This window comes from Stutzerimonas sp. LR2 (genome assembly GCF_055755175.1).
The window spans coordinates 191,463-204,923 of record NZ_JBVTRR010000001.1; the positions used below are offsets into that span (position 1 = coordinate 191,463).

General features: G+C 66.5%; 12 protein-coding genes. 8 read left to right on the forward strand and 4 right to left on the reverse strand.

Going from position 1 to position 13,461, the window contains the following annotated elements; genetic code table 11:
• The first annotated feature begins 34 nt into the window (after positions 1-34).
• The 4 genes from gmk (at position 35) to ACVRRC_RS00920 (ending at position 3,737) form a co-directional block, all read left to right on the forward strand.
• Entirely contained in the window at positions 35-655 is a 621-nt protein-coding gene (gene gmk / locus ACVRRC_RS00905; protein ID WP_014595655.1) for a guanylate kinase, read from the forward strand.
• A 119-nt stretch (positions 656-774) separates the two neighbouring features.
• Positions 775-1,038, forward strand: coding sequence for a DNA-directed RNA polymerase subunit omega (rpoZ, locus tag ACVRRC_RS00910; RefSeq protein ID WP_003295433.1), 264 nt, complete (start codon positions 775-777; stop codon positions 1,036-1,038).
• A 60-nt stretch (positions 1,039-1,098) separates the two neighbouring features.
• The gene (gene spoT, locus ACVRRC_RS00915) at positions 1,099-3,207 is read left to right on the forward strand and encodes a bifunctional GTP diphosphokinase/guanosine-3',5'-bis pyrophosphate 3'-pyrophosphohydrolase (protein WP_013981587.1); all 2,109 of its coding nucleotides are present in this window, start codon (positions 1,099-1,101) and stop codon (positions 3,205-3,207) included.
• 149 nt (positions 3,208-3,356) lie between these two features.
• Positions 3,357-3,737 (forward strand): RidA family protein, encoded by a 381-nt coding sequence (locus tag ACVRRC_RS00920; RefSeq protein WP_011911694.1) that lies wholly within the window; start codon positions 3,357-3,359, stop codon positions 3,735-3,737.
• A 40-nt stretch (positions 3,738-3,777) separates the two neighbouring features.
• Here ACVRRC_RS00920 and ACVRRC_RS00925 read toward each other — a convergent pair whose 3' ends face one another.
• Together ACVRRC_RS00925 and ACVRRC_RS00930 are read right to left on the reverse strand one after the other, a co-directional pair.
• Complete coding sequence (locus ACVRRC_RS00925; RefSeq protein ID WP_472996755.1) at positions 3,778-4,341, reverse strand: OmpA family protein; 564 nt, start codon at positions 4,339-4,341, stop codon at positions 3,778-3,780.
• Positions 4,342-4,352: 11 nt separating this feature from the next.
• Entirely contained in the window at positions 4,353-4,811 is a 459-nt protein-coding gene (locus tag ACVRRC_RS00930; RefSeq protein ID WP_013981585.1) for a FecR domain-containing protein, read from the reverse strand.
• Between the two features lie 264 nt (positions 4,812-5,075).
• Between ACVRRC_RS00930 and ACVRRC_RS00935 the strand changes: the two genes are divergently transcribed.
• From ACVRRC_RS00935 to ACVRRC_RS00945, 3 genes are read left to right on the forward strand one after another with little or no spacing between them, the layout of a single operon-like run.
• Positions 5,076-5,528 carry a (2Fe-2S)-binding protein gene (locus tag ACVRRC_RS00935; protein ID WP_011911691.1) on the forward strand — a complete coding sequence of 151 codons (453 nt, stop codon included), beginning with the start codon at positions 5,076-5,078 and terminating at the stop codon, positions 5,526-5,528.
• Between the two features lie 11 nt (positions 5,529-5,539).
• On the forward strand, positions 5,540-7,738 hold the full coding sequence (locus tag ACVRRC_RS00940; protein ID WP_472996517.1) for a xanthine dehydrogenase family protein molybdopterin-binding subunit: 2,199 nt from the start codon (positions 5,540-5,542) through the stop codon (positions 7,736-7,738).
• Between the two features lie 11 nt (positions 7,739-7,749).
• Entirely contained in the window at positions 7,750-8,979 is a 1,230-nt protein-coding gene (locus ACVRRC_RS00945; RefSeq protein WP_472996518.1) for a c-type cytochrome, read from the forward strand.
• A 35-nt stretch (positions 8,980-9,014) separates the two neighbouring features.
• Here the strand turns inward: ACVRRC_RS00945 and ACVRRC_RS00950 are convergent, their stop codons facing one another.
• Positions 9,015-9,770 carry a substrate-binding periplasmic protein gene (locus ACVRRC_RS00950; protein WP_013981582.1) on the reverse strand — a complete coding sequence of 252 codons (756 nt, stop codon included), beginning with the start codon at positions 9,768-9,770 and terminating at the stop codon, positions 9,015-9,017.
• 506 nt (positions 9,771-10,276) lie between these two features.
• On the opposite strand from ACVRRC_RS00950, the gene ACVRRC_RS00955 reads away from it, so the two are divergent.
• A complete protein-coding gene (locus ACVRRC_RS00955) occupies positions 10,277-12,250 on the forward strand; it encodes an AAA family ATPase (RefSeq protein ID WP_017246146.1) in 1,974 nt (657 codons plus the stop codon).
• 27 nt (positions 12,251-12,277) lie between these two features.
• On the opposite strand, the gene ACVRRC_RS00960 is transcribed toward ACVRRC_RS00955, so the two are convergent.
• The gene (locus ACVRRC_RS00960) at positions 12,278-13,357 is read right to left on the reverse strand and encodes a GlxA family transcriptional regulator (RefSeq protein ID WP_013981580.1); all 1,080 of its coding nucleotides are present in this window, start codon (positions 13,355-13,357) and stop codon (positions 12,278-12,280) included.
• Between the last annotated feature and the right edge of the window lie 104 nt (positions 13,358-13,461).

Consider the following 13,461-nt stretch of genomic DNA (forward strand, 5'->3'; position numbering starts at 1 on the left):
TTTTTTGTCCCACAGCGTTTTCCAGGAAGCCGTCATGTCCGCCACCACCGGTACGCTCTATATCGTTTCCGCGCCTTCCGGGGCCGGCAAGACCAGCCTGGTCAAGGCCCTGGTCGATGCACAGCCGCAGGTGCGGGTGTCGGTCTCCCACACCACCCGCGCCATGCGTCCGGGTGAGGTAGACGGGGTCAACTATCACTTCGTCAGCCGCGACGAATTCCTCGCGCGCCTGGAGCGCAACGAGTTTCTCGAACACGCCGAAGTGTTCGGCAATCTTTACGGCACCTCCCAGCGCTGGCTGGAACAGACGCTGGCCGAGGGCTACGACCTGATCCTCGAGATCGACTGGCAGGGCGCGCAGCAGGTGCGCCGGCTGATGCCCCAGGCGAAATCGATCTTCATCCTGCCGCCGACCCAGGAGGCCCTGCGCCAGCGCCTGAACAACCGCGGCCAGGACAGCGACGAGATCATCGAGAAGCGCATGCGCGAAGCGGTCAGCGAGATGAGTCACTACGTCGAGTACGACTACCTGGTGATCAACGACGACTTCGCCCACGCGCTGATCGATCTGCAGTCGATCTTCCGCGCCAATCAGCTCAAGCAGCAGGCCCAGCAGCAGCGCCATGCGCGCCTGCTCAGCGAATTGCTGGCGTAAGCCGGCACGGCGCTACCGCCTGAGAAACAGCGCTTCCATTACGGCTGGTGATTTTTTAGACTACTCCGTCCGCTCGCCCATCCGGGCATGCTCTACCGTTACTGATCACGAGGAACACCATGGCCCGCGTTACCGTTGAAGACTGCCTGGACAACGTTGATAACCGCTTCGAGCTGGTCATGCTTGCCACCAAGCGCGCACGTCAACTGGCGACCGGCGGCAAGGAGCCGAAAGTGGCCTGGGAAAACGACAAGCCTACCGTTGTCGCGCTGCGCGAGATCGCTTCCGGCCTGGTCGACTACGATGTCATTGCTCAGGACGAAATCGTTGACGATGAACCGCTCTTCACCCAGTACGAGGAAGAGCCGAACGAGGCCATCTGATTAAATGCCAGGTCGAAGTCGAACCGAGAAGATCGAAGTCAGCCGGCAGGGAGTACGACCTTGCCAGCCATAGACGCACTCGCGGATCGCCTGTCGACCTATCTCGGCCCGGACCAGGTCAACCTGGTTCGCCGAGCCTATTTCTATGCCGAGCAGGCCCATGACGGGCAGCGCCGGCGCAGCGGTGAAGCCTACGTCACCCATCCCCTCGCGGTAGCCAATATCCTCGCCGACATGCACATGGACCATCAGAGCCTGATGGCCGCGATGCTGCACGACGTCATCGAGGATACCGGCATTCCCAAGGAAGCTCTGGTCGCCCAGTTCGGCGAAACCGTCGCCGAGCTGGTCGATGGGGTCAGCAAGCTGACCCAGATGAACTTCGAGACCAAGGCCGAGGCCCAGGCCGAGAATTTCCAGAAGATGGCCATGGCCATGGCCCGCGACATCCGCGTGATCCTGGTCAAGCTCGCCGACCGCCTGCACAACATGCGCACCCTGGAGGTGCTGGCCGGCGAGAAACGCCGGCGCATCGCCAAGGAAACCCTGGAAATCTACGCACCGATCGCCAATCGCCTCGGTATGCACACGATGCGCGTGGAGTTCGAGGACCTCGGCTTCAAAGCCATGCACCCGATGCGCTCCGAGCGTATCCGCGCCGCGGTGCGCCGCGCTCGCGGCAACCGCAACGAGATCGTCGAGAAGATCGAGCAGTCGCTGATTCACTGCCTCGAGCGCGATGGTCTGGAAGGCGAGGTGCTGGGTCGCGAGAAGCACCTGTACAGCATCTACAAGAAGATGCGCGGCAAGCGCAAGGCGTTCCACGAGATCATGGACGTCTATGCCTTCCGCATCGTGGTGGACAAGGTCGATACCTGCTACCGCGTGCTCGGCGCGGTGCACAGCCTGTACAAGCCGCTGCCAGGGCGATTCAAGGACTACATCGCGATCCCCAAGGCCAACGGTTACCAGTCGCTGCACACCACCCTGTTCGGCATGCACGGCGTGCCCATCGAGATCCAGATCCGCACACGCGAAATGGAAGAGATGGCCAACAACGGCATCGCCGCGCACTGGCTGTACAAATCCAACGAGGATGAAGTGCCCAAGGGCACCCACGCCCGCGCACGGCAATGGGTCAAGGGCGTGCTGGAGCTGCAGCAGCGCGCCGGCAACTCGCTGGAATTCATCGAGAGCGTCAAGATCGACCTGTTCCCGGACGAGGTCTACGTCTTCACGCCCAAGGGCCGCATCATGGAACTGCCCAAGGGTTCCACCGCGGTCGACTTCGCCTACGCGGTGCACACCGATGTCGGCAACACCTGCATCGCCTGCCGCGTCAACCGTCGCCTGGCGCCGCTGTCGCAACCGCTGGAAAGCGGCTCGACGGTGGAGATCGTCACCGCACCGGGGGCTCGGCCGAACCCGGCGTGGCTGAATTTCGTCGTCACCGGCAAGGCGCGCACACACATTCGCCATGCGCTCAAGCTGCAGCGCCGCTCGGAGTCCATCAATCTCGGCGAGCGGCTGCTGAGCAAGGCCCTCAGCGGTTTCGAGACGAGCCTGGACAAGATCAGCCCCGAGCGCATCCAGCAGGTGCTTGCCGAATACCACATGGAATACGTCGAGGACCTGCTGGAAGACATTGGCCTGGGCAACCGCATGGCCTATGTCATCGCCCGGCGTCTGATTGCCCGGGACGACGAACAGGCACCAGCGCTCGAAGGGCCGCTGGCTATCCGCGGCACCGAAGGGTTGGTACTCAACTACGCCAAGTGTTGCACACCGATCCCCGGCGACCCCATCGTCGGGCACCTGTCGGCCGGCAAGGGCATGGTGGTGCACCTGGAAACCTGCCGGAACATCGCCGACGTCCGCCACAATCCGGACAAGTGCATCCAGCTGTCCTGGTCCAAGGACGTCACCGGCGAGTTCAACGTCGAACTGCGCGTCGAACTGGAGCACCAGCGCGGCCTGATCGCCCTGCTCGCCGGCAGCGTCAATGCCGCCGACGGCAATATCGAGAAGATCGGCATGGACGAGCGCGACGGCCGCATCAGCGTGGTCCAGCTGGTGGTCAGTGTGCATGACCGCGTGCATCTGGCCCGCGTGATCAAGAAGCTGCGCACCATCAAGGGCGTCACCCGCATCACCCGCGTCAAGGCCTGATCGCCTACCCCGCTCACGGCGGCGGTGCTGTCGCCCCGCCGCGCCCGCCTGCCCTGATACTTGCCCACCCAGACGACTGTCGCGGGTGGCCGCTGCCGGCATCAGCCATTATGCTGGCTGCCCGTTGCCCAATTCCCAGAGGAGTTTCCATGAGCAAGACCGTGATCAACACCGACAAGGCCCCGGCCGCCATCGGCACCTACTCCCAGGCCATCAAGGCCGGCAACACCGTCTACCTGTCCGGGCAGATCCCGCTGGACCCCAAGACCATGGAGCTGGTGGAAGGCTTCGAGGCGCAGGCCGTGCAGGTGTTCGAGAACCTCAAGGCGGTGGCCGAAGCGGCTGGCGGCTCGCTGAAGGACATTGCCAAGCTCAACATTTTCCTCACCGACCTCGGCAACTTCGCCACCGTCAACGAGGTGATGAGTCGTTACTGCCAGCAGCCTTATCCGGCGCGCGCCGCCATTGGCGTTGCTGCGCTGCCGAAAGGCGCGCAGGTCGAGATGGACGCGATCCTGGTCATCGACTGACCCGCTCCAGCCGGCGTGGCCCGCGCCGCGCCGGTGCCCTTCAGCGCACCAGCACCTCGACCCGCCGATTGCGCGGTTCGGCGGTGGCATCCGGCGTCGCCACCAGCAGGTTGCGCTCGCCGTGGGACTCCACCCGCAGCTCCATTGCCTCCAGCCCCCGGGCGCGCAGCAGCTCGGCCATGCGCTGGGCTCGGCGCATGCCGACCTGCTCGTTGGCGGCACGGTGGCCCAGGGTGTCGGTATGGCCGATCACGGTAACCACCGGATAATCCCGGCGGCGCGCGGCAAGCAGCACGCTGTCCAGCAGCTGCTCCGCACCGGCATCCAATTCGCTGGAAGGCGCCAGATGGAAGGTGAAACGCTCCGGCAATGCAGGCTGCGCCGAAAGCGCCTTGGCGAAATCGGCCTTGCGCTGCATGTCCGACACCGCAAAGGCCTGCCCGCCAGGAGCAATCGCCATGCCCTGCCCCGGCATGTCCAGCACCCGTTGTTCGTCGCCCAGCACGGCAGCGCCACGCCCGCCCGAATCATCCGCCAGCATCACGTAGGAATGCTGCGCGCAGCCGCCCAGCGCGGCCATTGCCAGCAGCAGCGTGCCGCTCATCAACCGGGCTTTCACGGTTTCACCTTCAGCAGCACCTGCCCGCCACGCACTCCGACCCGGCCCTCCGGGGTCTCGACGGCGATGGCCTGGGGATCGAGCCGAGCCATGTCGCCAGCGATCAGGTTGAGCGTGCCGCGGTTGAGCGTCGCGCGCAGACGCAGCTCATCGCTCGCCGGTGCGAAGCGGTAATCGTCCAGCGTCAGCTCGCTGTCCGGGCCGAACGACAACACGCTGCCGTCGCCCATGATCACCCCCAGCCCACCCTCGGCACCGGTGCTCAGGGCAACGCCCGGGATGATCGCCTGGCCGACCTTGGCCGCATTGGTATGGCCGCGGCTGCTGACGAAGGCCGCACCCTCCACACGGGCCACGTGGCCGACGGGCTCGGGCAAGGTGCTGCCGAAGGCCGGCACCAGCCAGACGGCCGCCAACGTGCAGAACGCGCGCATGTAATGATCCAGACAGGTCATCGAAGCTCTCGAATCGACAGAATTGCACAAGGGAAGGGTCCCGCTCGACTCCAGAGAACTAAGGCAGTCCAAATCGGCAAAAAATCCCGCAGCGTTCCGTTTTCTGCGCTCCACCGCTGGCAGCGCTTCGCAAATGCCATGGCGCCGGCTGCGCGGAGCAGAAAAATTTCGCGATTTTTGCCGCTCCCGTTGTCTCGATCTAACGCGCGCATCCAACCAGACATAAGCGCGCCGTTTCCGAGCCTGACGTGAGGTCCCCGTTCCATGCTGACGCTTTCCATCAACGGCACCGACCTGCAGGTCGACGTGCCCGAAGACATGCCCCTGCTCTGGGTCCTGCGCGACGTGCTAGGGCTCACCGGCAGCAAGTACGGCTGCGGTATCGCCCAGTGCGGCGCCTGCACCGTGCACCTGGATGGCCAGGCGGCGCGCGCCTGCGTCTTGCCGGTCGGCGAGGTGAAGGGCCGCAAGGTGGTGACCATCGAACGCATCGGCAACACGGAGCTCGGCCGCAAGGTGCAGCAGGCCTGGCTGGAGGATGAGGTGGTGCAGTGCGGCTACTGCCAGTGCGGGCAGATCATGTCCGCCGTTGCCCTGCTGGAGCAAAACCCGCAGCCCGACGACCGCGCCATCGACCAGGGCATGGCCGGCAACCTCTGCCGCTGCTGCACCTATACCCGCATCCGCAGCGCCATCAAGCGCGTCGCCCAGGCATGAGGAGGCGCGAGATGAGCCAACCCGACACGACCCTGCAGTCCCCTTCGCGCCGCACCTTGCTCAAGGTCGGCAGCCTCGCCCTGGGCGGGCTGGTGATCGGCTTCACCCTGCCGTTCGCCGGACGCAGCTTCGCCGAGCAGATCCTGAACGAAGGCCCGGAAGACCAGCCGATGTCCAACGCCACGGCGCTGGATGCCTTCATCAGCATCGACCGCGACGGCCAGGTCACCTTCACCGTGCCGAAGATCGAGATGGGCCAGGGCGCGCAGAGCGGCCTGGCGGTGATGGTCGCCGAGGAGCTGGAGATCGGCCTCGAGCAGATCACCCTCAAGGAAGCCCCGCCGAACGAGCAGATCTACAACGACAAGCTGCTGAATTTCCAGGCCACCGGCGGCTCGACCTCGATCCGCAGCAACTGGGAGCCGCTGCGCCAGGCCGGCGCGGCGGCGCGCCTGCTGCTGATCCAGGCCGCGGCCCAGCGCTGGCAGCTGGGCGCCGATCAGCTGCGCGCCGAGAATGGCCGCGTACTGGGCCCGGACGGCCAGAGCCTCGGCTATGGCGAGCTGGTCGAGGACGCCGCGAAGTTGCCCGTCCCCGAAGACATTCCGCTCAAGCCGGCCGATCAGTTCAGGCTGATCGGCAAGCCGACCCGGCGCCTGGACACACCGGCCAAGGTCGACGGCACCGCGCGCTTCACCATCGACCTGGTGGTGCAGGGCATGAAGTACGCCTCGATCCGCGCCTGCCCGGTGCTCGGCGGCACCCTGCGCGAGGTCGACGAACGCGCGGCCCGGCAGATCCCGGGGGTCATCGAGGTGGTGCGACTGGACAATGCCGTGGCGGTCATCGGCGAGCACACCTGGGCCGCCTTCGCCGGCGTGCGCGCACTGGAGATCGACTGGGCGCTGGGCGGCAACGCCGGCATCGACTCGGCGCAGATGGAGCGCGAGATCAGGGAGGCGCTGGACAAGCCCGGCGCCATCGCCAACGAGCAGGGCGACATCGATGCAGCACTGAAGGACGCAGCCAACACCTTCGAAGCCGAATACGAAATGCCCTTCCTCGCCCACGCCGCGCTGGAGCCCATGACCTGCGTCGCCGAGGTGCGCGCAGACGCCGTCGAGCTGTGGGTCGGCACCCAGGTGCCGGTGCGCGCGCAGACGGCCGCCGCCGAGGCCGCCGGGCGCCCGGCCGAGCAGGTGATCGTCAACAACCAGCTCATCGGCGGCGCCTTCGGCCGGCGGCTGGAGGTGGACTTCATCAGCCAGGCGGTGGCGATCGCGGCGCAGGTCGATTATCCGATCAAGCTGACCTGGACCCGCGAGGAAGACACCACCCACGACATGTACCGCCCGCACTACATCGACAGCTTCGCTGCCGCGCTGGATGCCGAAGGTCGCTTGCAGGGCTGGCGCCACACCATCGCTGGCGCCTCGGTGCTGGCCCGTTTCGCGCCCGAGGCGGTGCCGGAGAATGGCCTGGACGGCGATGCGGTGGAAGTCGCCATGCATCCGATCTACGCGATGCCGAACCTGCGGGTGAACTACGTGCCGGTACCACCCCGGGCACTGCACCAGTCCTGGTGGCGCGGCGTCGGCCCGCTGCGCAGTACCTACATGCTGGAAAGCTTCATCGACGAGGTGGCCCGCAGCGCCGAGCAGGACCCGGTCGACTACCGCATGGCCCTGCTCGGCAGCCATCCCCGTGCCCAGGGCGTTCTGCGTCTGGCTGCGGAAAAGGCCGGCTGGGGCGAACCGCTCGAGGCCGGGCACGGTCGCGGCGTGGCCGTGCAGGAGGTCTTTGGCAGCTTTCTCGCCACCGTGGTCGAGCTGCAGGTCAGCGAGGACAAGGGCATCAGGCTCAAGCGACTGGTGGTGGCCATCGACTGCGGGCAGGTGATGAACCCGGTATCGGTCAAATCGCAGATCGAGGGCGGCACCCTGTTCGGTCTGTCGGCCGCGCTGTTCAACGAAATCACCGTGCGCGAGGGCCGCGTCGAGCAGACCAACTTCCACGACTACCGGCAGTTGCGCATCAGTGATGCGCCGCCAGTGGAAACCTACATCGTCGAAAGTCGCGAGGCGCCCGGCGGGGTCGGCGAGGCCGGCACGGCGATGATCGCCCCAGCGCTGGTCAACGCCCTGGCGGCCGCCAACGGCACGCGCATCCGCCGCCTGCCGCTGGCGCGCGCCGGCTACTACGTGATCTGAGGAGTCCCAGCATGAACAATCGATTCACAACCGGCAGCCTGCTGGGCGCTGCCCTGGCCCTGTTCGGCACGGCGGCCTTGGCGCAGCAGGCGGACGACGCCCTGCTCGAACGCGGCGAATACCTGACCCGCGCCGCGGACTGCCTGGCCTGCCACGTCACCGAAGGTGGCAAGCCCTACGCCGGCGGCCTGCCGGTGGAGATGCCGTTCGGCACGCTGTACTCGACCAACATCACGCCGGACAAGGAAACCGGCATCGGCAACTGGACCGACGATGAGTTCGTCGAGGCCATGCAGAAGGGCGTCGGCCCGGATGGCCGCCACTACTACCCGGCCTTTCCTTACACCTCCTACACCCTGATGCCGCGCGAGGACATCCTCGCCATCAAGGCCTACCTGTTCAGCCTGGAACCGGTGAACCAACCGAACCGGGAGAACGACATCGGCTTTCCGTTCAACCAGCGCTGGGGCATCGCCCTGTGGAACCTGCTGTTTCTCGATGACGAACGCTTCGAGCCGGACCCGCAGCAGTCCGAGCAATGGAACCGCGGCGCCTACCTGGTGGAAGGGCCGGGGCACTGCGGTGAATGCCATACGCCACGCAACGTCATGCAGGCGAAGCAGAGCTCCAAGGCGCTCGGTGGCGCGACCATCCAGGGCTGGGCCGCCTGGAACATCACCGGCGACGAGCAGAGCGGCATCGGCGGCTGGCCGGACGAAGCCCTGGCGGCTTACCTAGCTACCGGCGTCGCACCGGGCTACGGCGTGGCGGGCGGGCCGATGGCCGAGGTGGTCAACCACAGCCTGCGCCACCTCACACCCGAGGATATCCAGGCCATGGTCGTCTATCTCAAATCGGTGCCCGCCCAGCCGGCGGACGTGAAACGCCCCGAAGCCCGCTCACTGGCCAATCAGCCGCCCGCCGAAAGCCAGCACCCGCTGGGGCAGAAGCTCTTCGCCGACGCCTGCGCCAGCTGCCACCAGTGGGACGGCAGCGGCCGCCAGAGCGACTACGCCGCATTGCGCGGCCTGCGCACGCTGAACGACCCGCAGGGCCTGAATCTGGTCAGGGTCATCCTCGATGGCGACGCCCTGCACGGTCCCAGCGGGCATCACCTGATGCCGGCCTTCAACCGGCACTTCAACGATCGGGAAGTGGCGGAGCTGGCCAACTTCATGCTCGAGCATTTCGGTGCGCAGCCCGGAGCGCTGAGCGCAGGGACGATTTCCGAGCGGCGCTGAAGCCCGTCGCGCCGCCCCCGCGGCGCGGGCTCACTTCAGTTCACGTAGCGGCGCGCAGCCTGTTGCAGCAGGCCTTCCTGCTTCATCTGATCGAGGGTGCGCTGAAGCTTCTCGACGACCTCGTCGGGAGTTTCCTTGTTCATCGCCAGGTAGAGGTCGACCCGACTCAGGGTCAGGGCCACCGCCAGCGGGCCGACGCCGGCCTGCTTGGCTTCGTATTCGCCGGAGGGGTTGGTGGTCGCCCAGAGATCGAACTGGCCGGCCTTCAGCTTGGCCGGCGTATCGATCAGCGAACTCTGCACCTCGATACCCCGGCTGATCAGGTACTGGCTGCCGACGCTGCCGTCCTTCGAGCCGATGCGGTACTGCCGGGCCTCCTCCAGGCTGGAGATCTGGATCGGGCTGTCGGGGCGCTTGAGCAGCACGATCTGGATCTCGCTGAGCGGGCCGACCCACTTGTATTTCGGCTCACGCTCAGGCGTACGGCTGAGGGAGAACACGGCGAAGCCGGGCGTTTTTTCCGCCAGCTGCTGCAGGCGGCTCCAGGGGAAGCGCAGGGTCAGCGTGTAGGGTATGCCGGCACGCTTGAACAGAGCGGCCACAACCTCGGCGTCGATGCCGCTGATGGCCTCCTCCTTCGCGAAGTTCTTGCCGTCATTGGCCATGCTGAACGGCGGGAAGTTCTGCGTGAGCAGGTTGACCGTATCCTGGGCGTTGGCCGAGGCGAACGGGAGTAGTGCGAACAGCGCGCCCAGAACGGCAGAGCGCAGGGTCTTGTTGCGGGTTGGCATGTTGAAGTCTCGGGTCGATCGAACGTTGTTTTTATGAGCGCGCCCGGCATCGTGGCAGGGTCGGCTGTCGGCAGTGTGTCGCATGTCCGCAACGGAGCGTGACGGACGTCCATGCGGCGTCGAACGGTAACAGGCCCTTGCGCGGCAATCTCTGCAGCCGGTCACTTATGTGGCACGTGCCGCTGCGGCGCGTCGACGCAATGGCGCTGCACCAGCAGCCCTGCCGTGCTTGTGCAGCGACGATTTCGTTCCCGGCGCGAACGGTCATTCGTCGAAAACCTGCCGTCCGTTCGTCGCACAGCCGCCCCCATGGTGGCACTTGCCGTATTCTCGCCGGCTATCGGAGTCTGCCGATCCGAGACACAGTCGGGCATATAAATCGCATCCAACACATCCGAACTGTGGCGCGCCATACCTTTGGCGCCGCGGGTTTCCCGCACAACAACTGTGGTCCGCCTGCGGGCGGTGGTTTGTCGAAACATCGGGCCTTCCCGATTGGATGTGAAATGAAAACACCACGTCTGCTACAAGGTCGTCGCGGCCCTGTGCTCTCCGTTTTCCTGCTTCTGCTGATCGCCGCCTGCGTGGCCTATTGGCAGCTGCGCCCAGCCGCGCCGTCGACGCCAGCCACTGGCGCGGCGGCGAGCATGCTCGAAGCCCTGCAGGAGTCCACCGCCCCCTGGCAGGCCAATCGCCGCGATCTCTCGGTACTGCTGGCCGACCTGCGTGGCGCCAGCATCGCCAGCGCCGCGCTGGGCAAGGATGCGGTCTACGTCAGCCTGCACGACGGCCTGCGCTACTGGGTGCCGGACCAGTCCGGACGCGTGGCTGGATTGCTGCTCGAGCAGTACGCGCAGAGCAACGGCGAGCTGTTCCCGCTGGCGATGTTCCAGACCGACGCGGAAAAGCCCTTCTACACCTACCTGCTGCCCTACTCGCCGATCGCCCTGCTGCTGCTCGGCGCGGCAATCTTCTTCGCCATGAAGACGCGCAGCTTCGAGGTGCAGCGCAAGGGCAGCGGCATCACCTTCGCCGACGTGATCGGCGCCGCCGAGGCCAAGCAGGCGCTCAGCGACGTCACCGCCTACCTGCGTGACCCGGGCGCCTATGCGCGTCTCGGCGCCCGCCCACCCAAGGGCGTGCTGCTGACCGGCGAGCCGGGCACCGGCAAGACCCAGCTGGCCAAGGCGCTGGCGAGTGAATCGAATGCCAGCTTCATCCAGGTCACCGGCAGCGATTTCTCCTCGATGTACTTCGGCGTCGGCATCCAGAAGGTCAAGGCGCTGTTCCGCACCGCGCGCAAGCAGGCGCCGTGCATCATCTTCATCGACGAGATCGACGGCATCGGCAAGCGCGCCGAGCAGACACGTTCCAGCGATGCCGAGAGCAACCGCATCATCAACCAGTTCCTCGCCGAGATGGACGGCTTCGACGGCGCCAGCGGCGTGCTGGTGCTCGGTGCCACCAACTTCCCCAACTCGCTCGACCCGGCGCTGGTGCGCGAAGGCCGCTTCGACCGCTCCATCGCCGTCGGCCTGCCGGGACTGGATGACCGCGAGGCGCTGTTCCGCCTCTACGCCGGCAAGCTCAACGCCGCCGACGACCTGGATTTCCCGCAGCTGGCGCGCAATACCGTCGGCCTGACGCCGGCGGCGATCGCCTACATCGCCAACCATGCCGCGCTGCTGGCCGCCCGTACCGGCGCGCGGCAGGTGGACATGGCGCACTTCGTCGATGCAGTGGAAACCTGCCGCATCGGTGAGCAGCCGTCCGGCGTGACGCCGATGTCGCCCACCGACCGCAAGCGCATCGCCGTGCACGAGGCCGGCCACGCGCTGGTGGCCGCGGCGTTGAATGTCGGCCGGGTGGAGAAGGTCACCATCCTGCCACGCGGCCAGGCACTGGGCGTGACCCTGGTGACGCCGGTGGAGGACAAGCGCCTGCACATGTATTCCGAGCTGCGCAACCGCATCCAGATGCTGCTGGCCGGGCGCGGTGCCGAGCAGCTGTATTTCCACGAAGTCTCCTCCGGCGCAGGCCAGGATCTGCAGGAAGCCTCGAAGATCGCCCTGTCGATGGTCGGCGCGCTGGGCATGGGACCGAACGGCTCGCTGCTCAGCCTGCAGGCCGTGCGCGACGCCCATATCGAGTTCGATTCCGGCGAGTCCATCCGCGCCGCCGACCAGTTGCTGCAGCAGCTCTACAGCGACTGCATCGCCTTGCTGCAGCGTCTGAAGCCGGCCTTGGATGAGATCGCCGACAAGCTGCTGGCCGAAGAAACCGTGCCGGGCGAAGACGTGCTGGCGGCCATCGAGCGACTGCCGGCGCAGCATCACGAAGCCAGCGTCAGCTCCATCATCGGCCATGCGCTGAGCAGCATCGACCGTGTCGCCGCCAGCGCCATGGAGGGGGCCGACCGTTTCGAACTGGCTCCGGTGGTCTCGCCGGACGAGGACGACGAAGGCCCGACCCGGCTCTGAGTCGGGTATAACCGGGTGCCGGCCCGCTCAGTGCAAGGCCGGCGCCCGCTCCTCCTGCAGCGTGGCGATACCGGCCAGACGCCGCGACAGCACGCCGAAGCGTCGGCGGTACTGTGCCGGGGTCAGGCCGACCTTGCGCCGGAACAGCCGGCCGAAAAAGCCCGCATCCTGATAGCCCACCTCCCAGGCGATCGCCTCCACCGACAGCTCGCCGCTCTCTAGCAATTGCTTGGCCTCCTCCAGACGCAGGGTGTGGATGTAGTCCAGCGGCGTCAGCCCGGTGGCCAGGGCGAAGCGGCGCTGGAAGGTGCGCTCCGGCAGGCCGCTGATGCGCACCATGGCACTCACCGGCGCCTCCTCCTCGTAATGCTGTGCGGCCCATTCCTGGCAGCGGGCGATGATCGGATCGGCCAGCTGACCGGTGCGCATCATCGCCGCGTAGGCCAACGGGCTGGTGGCGTCCCAGTCGAACAGGTTCAGCCGCGCCACTTCCATCGCCTCGCGCGCACCGACGAAACGGGCGATGAGAAACAGCCCCAGCGCGTGCCAGCTGCTGCCGCTGCCGGACATCACCAGGCGCTGGCCGATGCCGGTACTGACCAGCGCCTTGTCCGGATGCCAGTGCACGTCCGGATACTCGCGGCGCAGGCAATCGCAGTAACCCCAGTGCGAGGTGCCTTCGCAACCGGCCAGCAGCCCGGTCTGCGCCAGCAGCATCGCCCCCGAGCAGGCCGCGGCCAGCGTCGCCCCGGCCGCGTAGCGCTCGCGTAGCCATTGCGCCTCGGGCGCATAGCGCTCGTCCAAGGGCTCCCAGGGGCTGACGGCTAGATTGCTGACGATCACCACGTCCGCCGGCGGAGCTTCGGCGAGGCTCGCATGGGGCTGGACCGGAATGTCGTTATAGACCCGCAGCAGCCCGCCGTCACGGCTGACGATGAGTGGCCGGAACGGCGACGCCACATCGCAGCGGTGCATCAGCTGCTGCCAGTCGCGACGGGTGCCAAGCAGCAGGTCATAGAGGCCGAAGAGCGTCGAGGCCGTGCTGTCCGGCGTCGCCAGCAGGGCGACGGTCAATGGCGGACGTTCGGCGATCTCGGAGCGGGCCATGGCGGAAATAGCCGTTTTGTTTCCAGGATGACTGGGGTGCAAAGCAAGCGTAACCCCGAGTACTGGCGCGTTGGCCGACACCAACGAACCGGACTCATGGAGCA

Coding starts and splice junctions, on each gene's coding strand:
- rpoZ (WP_003295433.1), top strand. CDS start 775: ATGGCCCGCGTTACCGTTGAAGACTGCCTGGACAACGTTGATAACCGC.
- ACVRRC_RS00955 (WP_017246146.1), top strand. CDS start 10,277: ATGAAAACACCACGTCTGCTACAAGGTCGTCGCGGCCCTGTGCTCTCC.
- ACVRRC_RS00935 (WP_011911691.1), top strand. CDS start 5,076: ATGCTGACGCTTTCCATCAACGGCACCGACCTGCAGGTCGACGTGCCC.
- ACVRRC_RS00945 (WP_472996518.1), top strand. CDS start 7,750: ATGAACAATCGATTCACAACCGGCAGCCTGCTGGGCGCTGCCCTGGCC.
- ACVRRC_RS00950 (WP_013981582.1), bottom strand. CDS start 9,770: ATGCCAACCCGCAACAAGACCCTGCGCTCTGCCGTTCTGGGCGCGCTG.
- ACVRRC_RS00940 (WP_472996517.1), top strand. CDS start 5,540: ATGAGCCAACCCGACACGACCCTGCAGTCCCCTTCGCGCCGCACCTTG.
- ACVRRC_RS00925 (WP_472996755.1), bottom strand. CDS start 4,341: ATGAGCGGCACGCTGCTGCTGGCAATGGCCGCGCTGGGCGGCTGCGCG.
- ACVRRC_RS00930 (WP_013981585.1), bottom strand. CDS start 4,811: ATGACCTGTCTGGATCATTACATGCGCGCGTTCTGCACGTTGGCGGCC.
- gmk (WP_014595655.1), top strand. CDS start 35: ATGTCCGCCACCACCGGTACGCTCTATATCGTTTCCGCGCCTTCCGGG.
- ACVRRC_RS00920 (WP_011911694.1), top strand. CDS start 3,357: ATGAGCAAGACCGTGATCAACACCGACAAGGCCCCGGCCGCCATCGGC.
- ACVRRC_RS00960 (WP_013981580.1), bottom strand. CDS start 13,357: ATGGCCCGCTCCGAGATCGCCGAACGTCCGCCATTGACCGTCGCCCTG.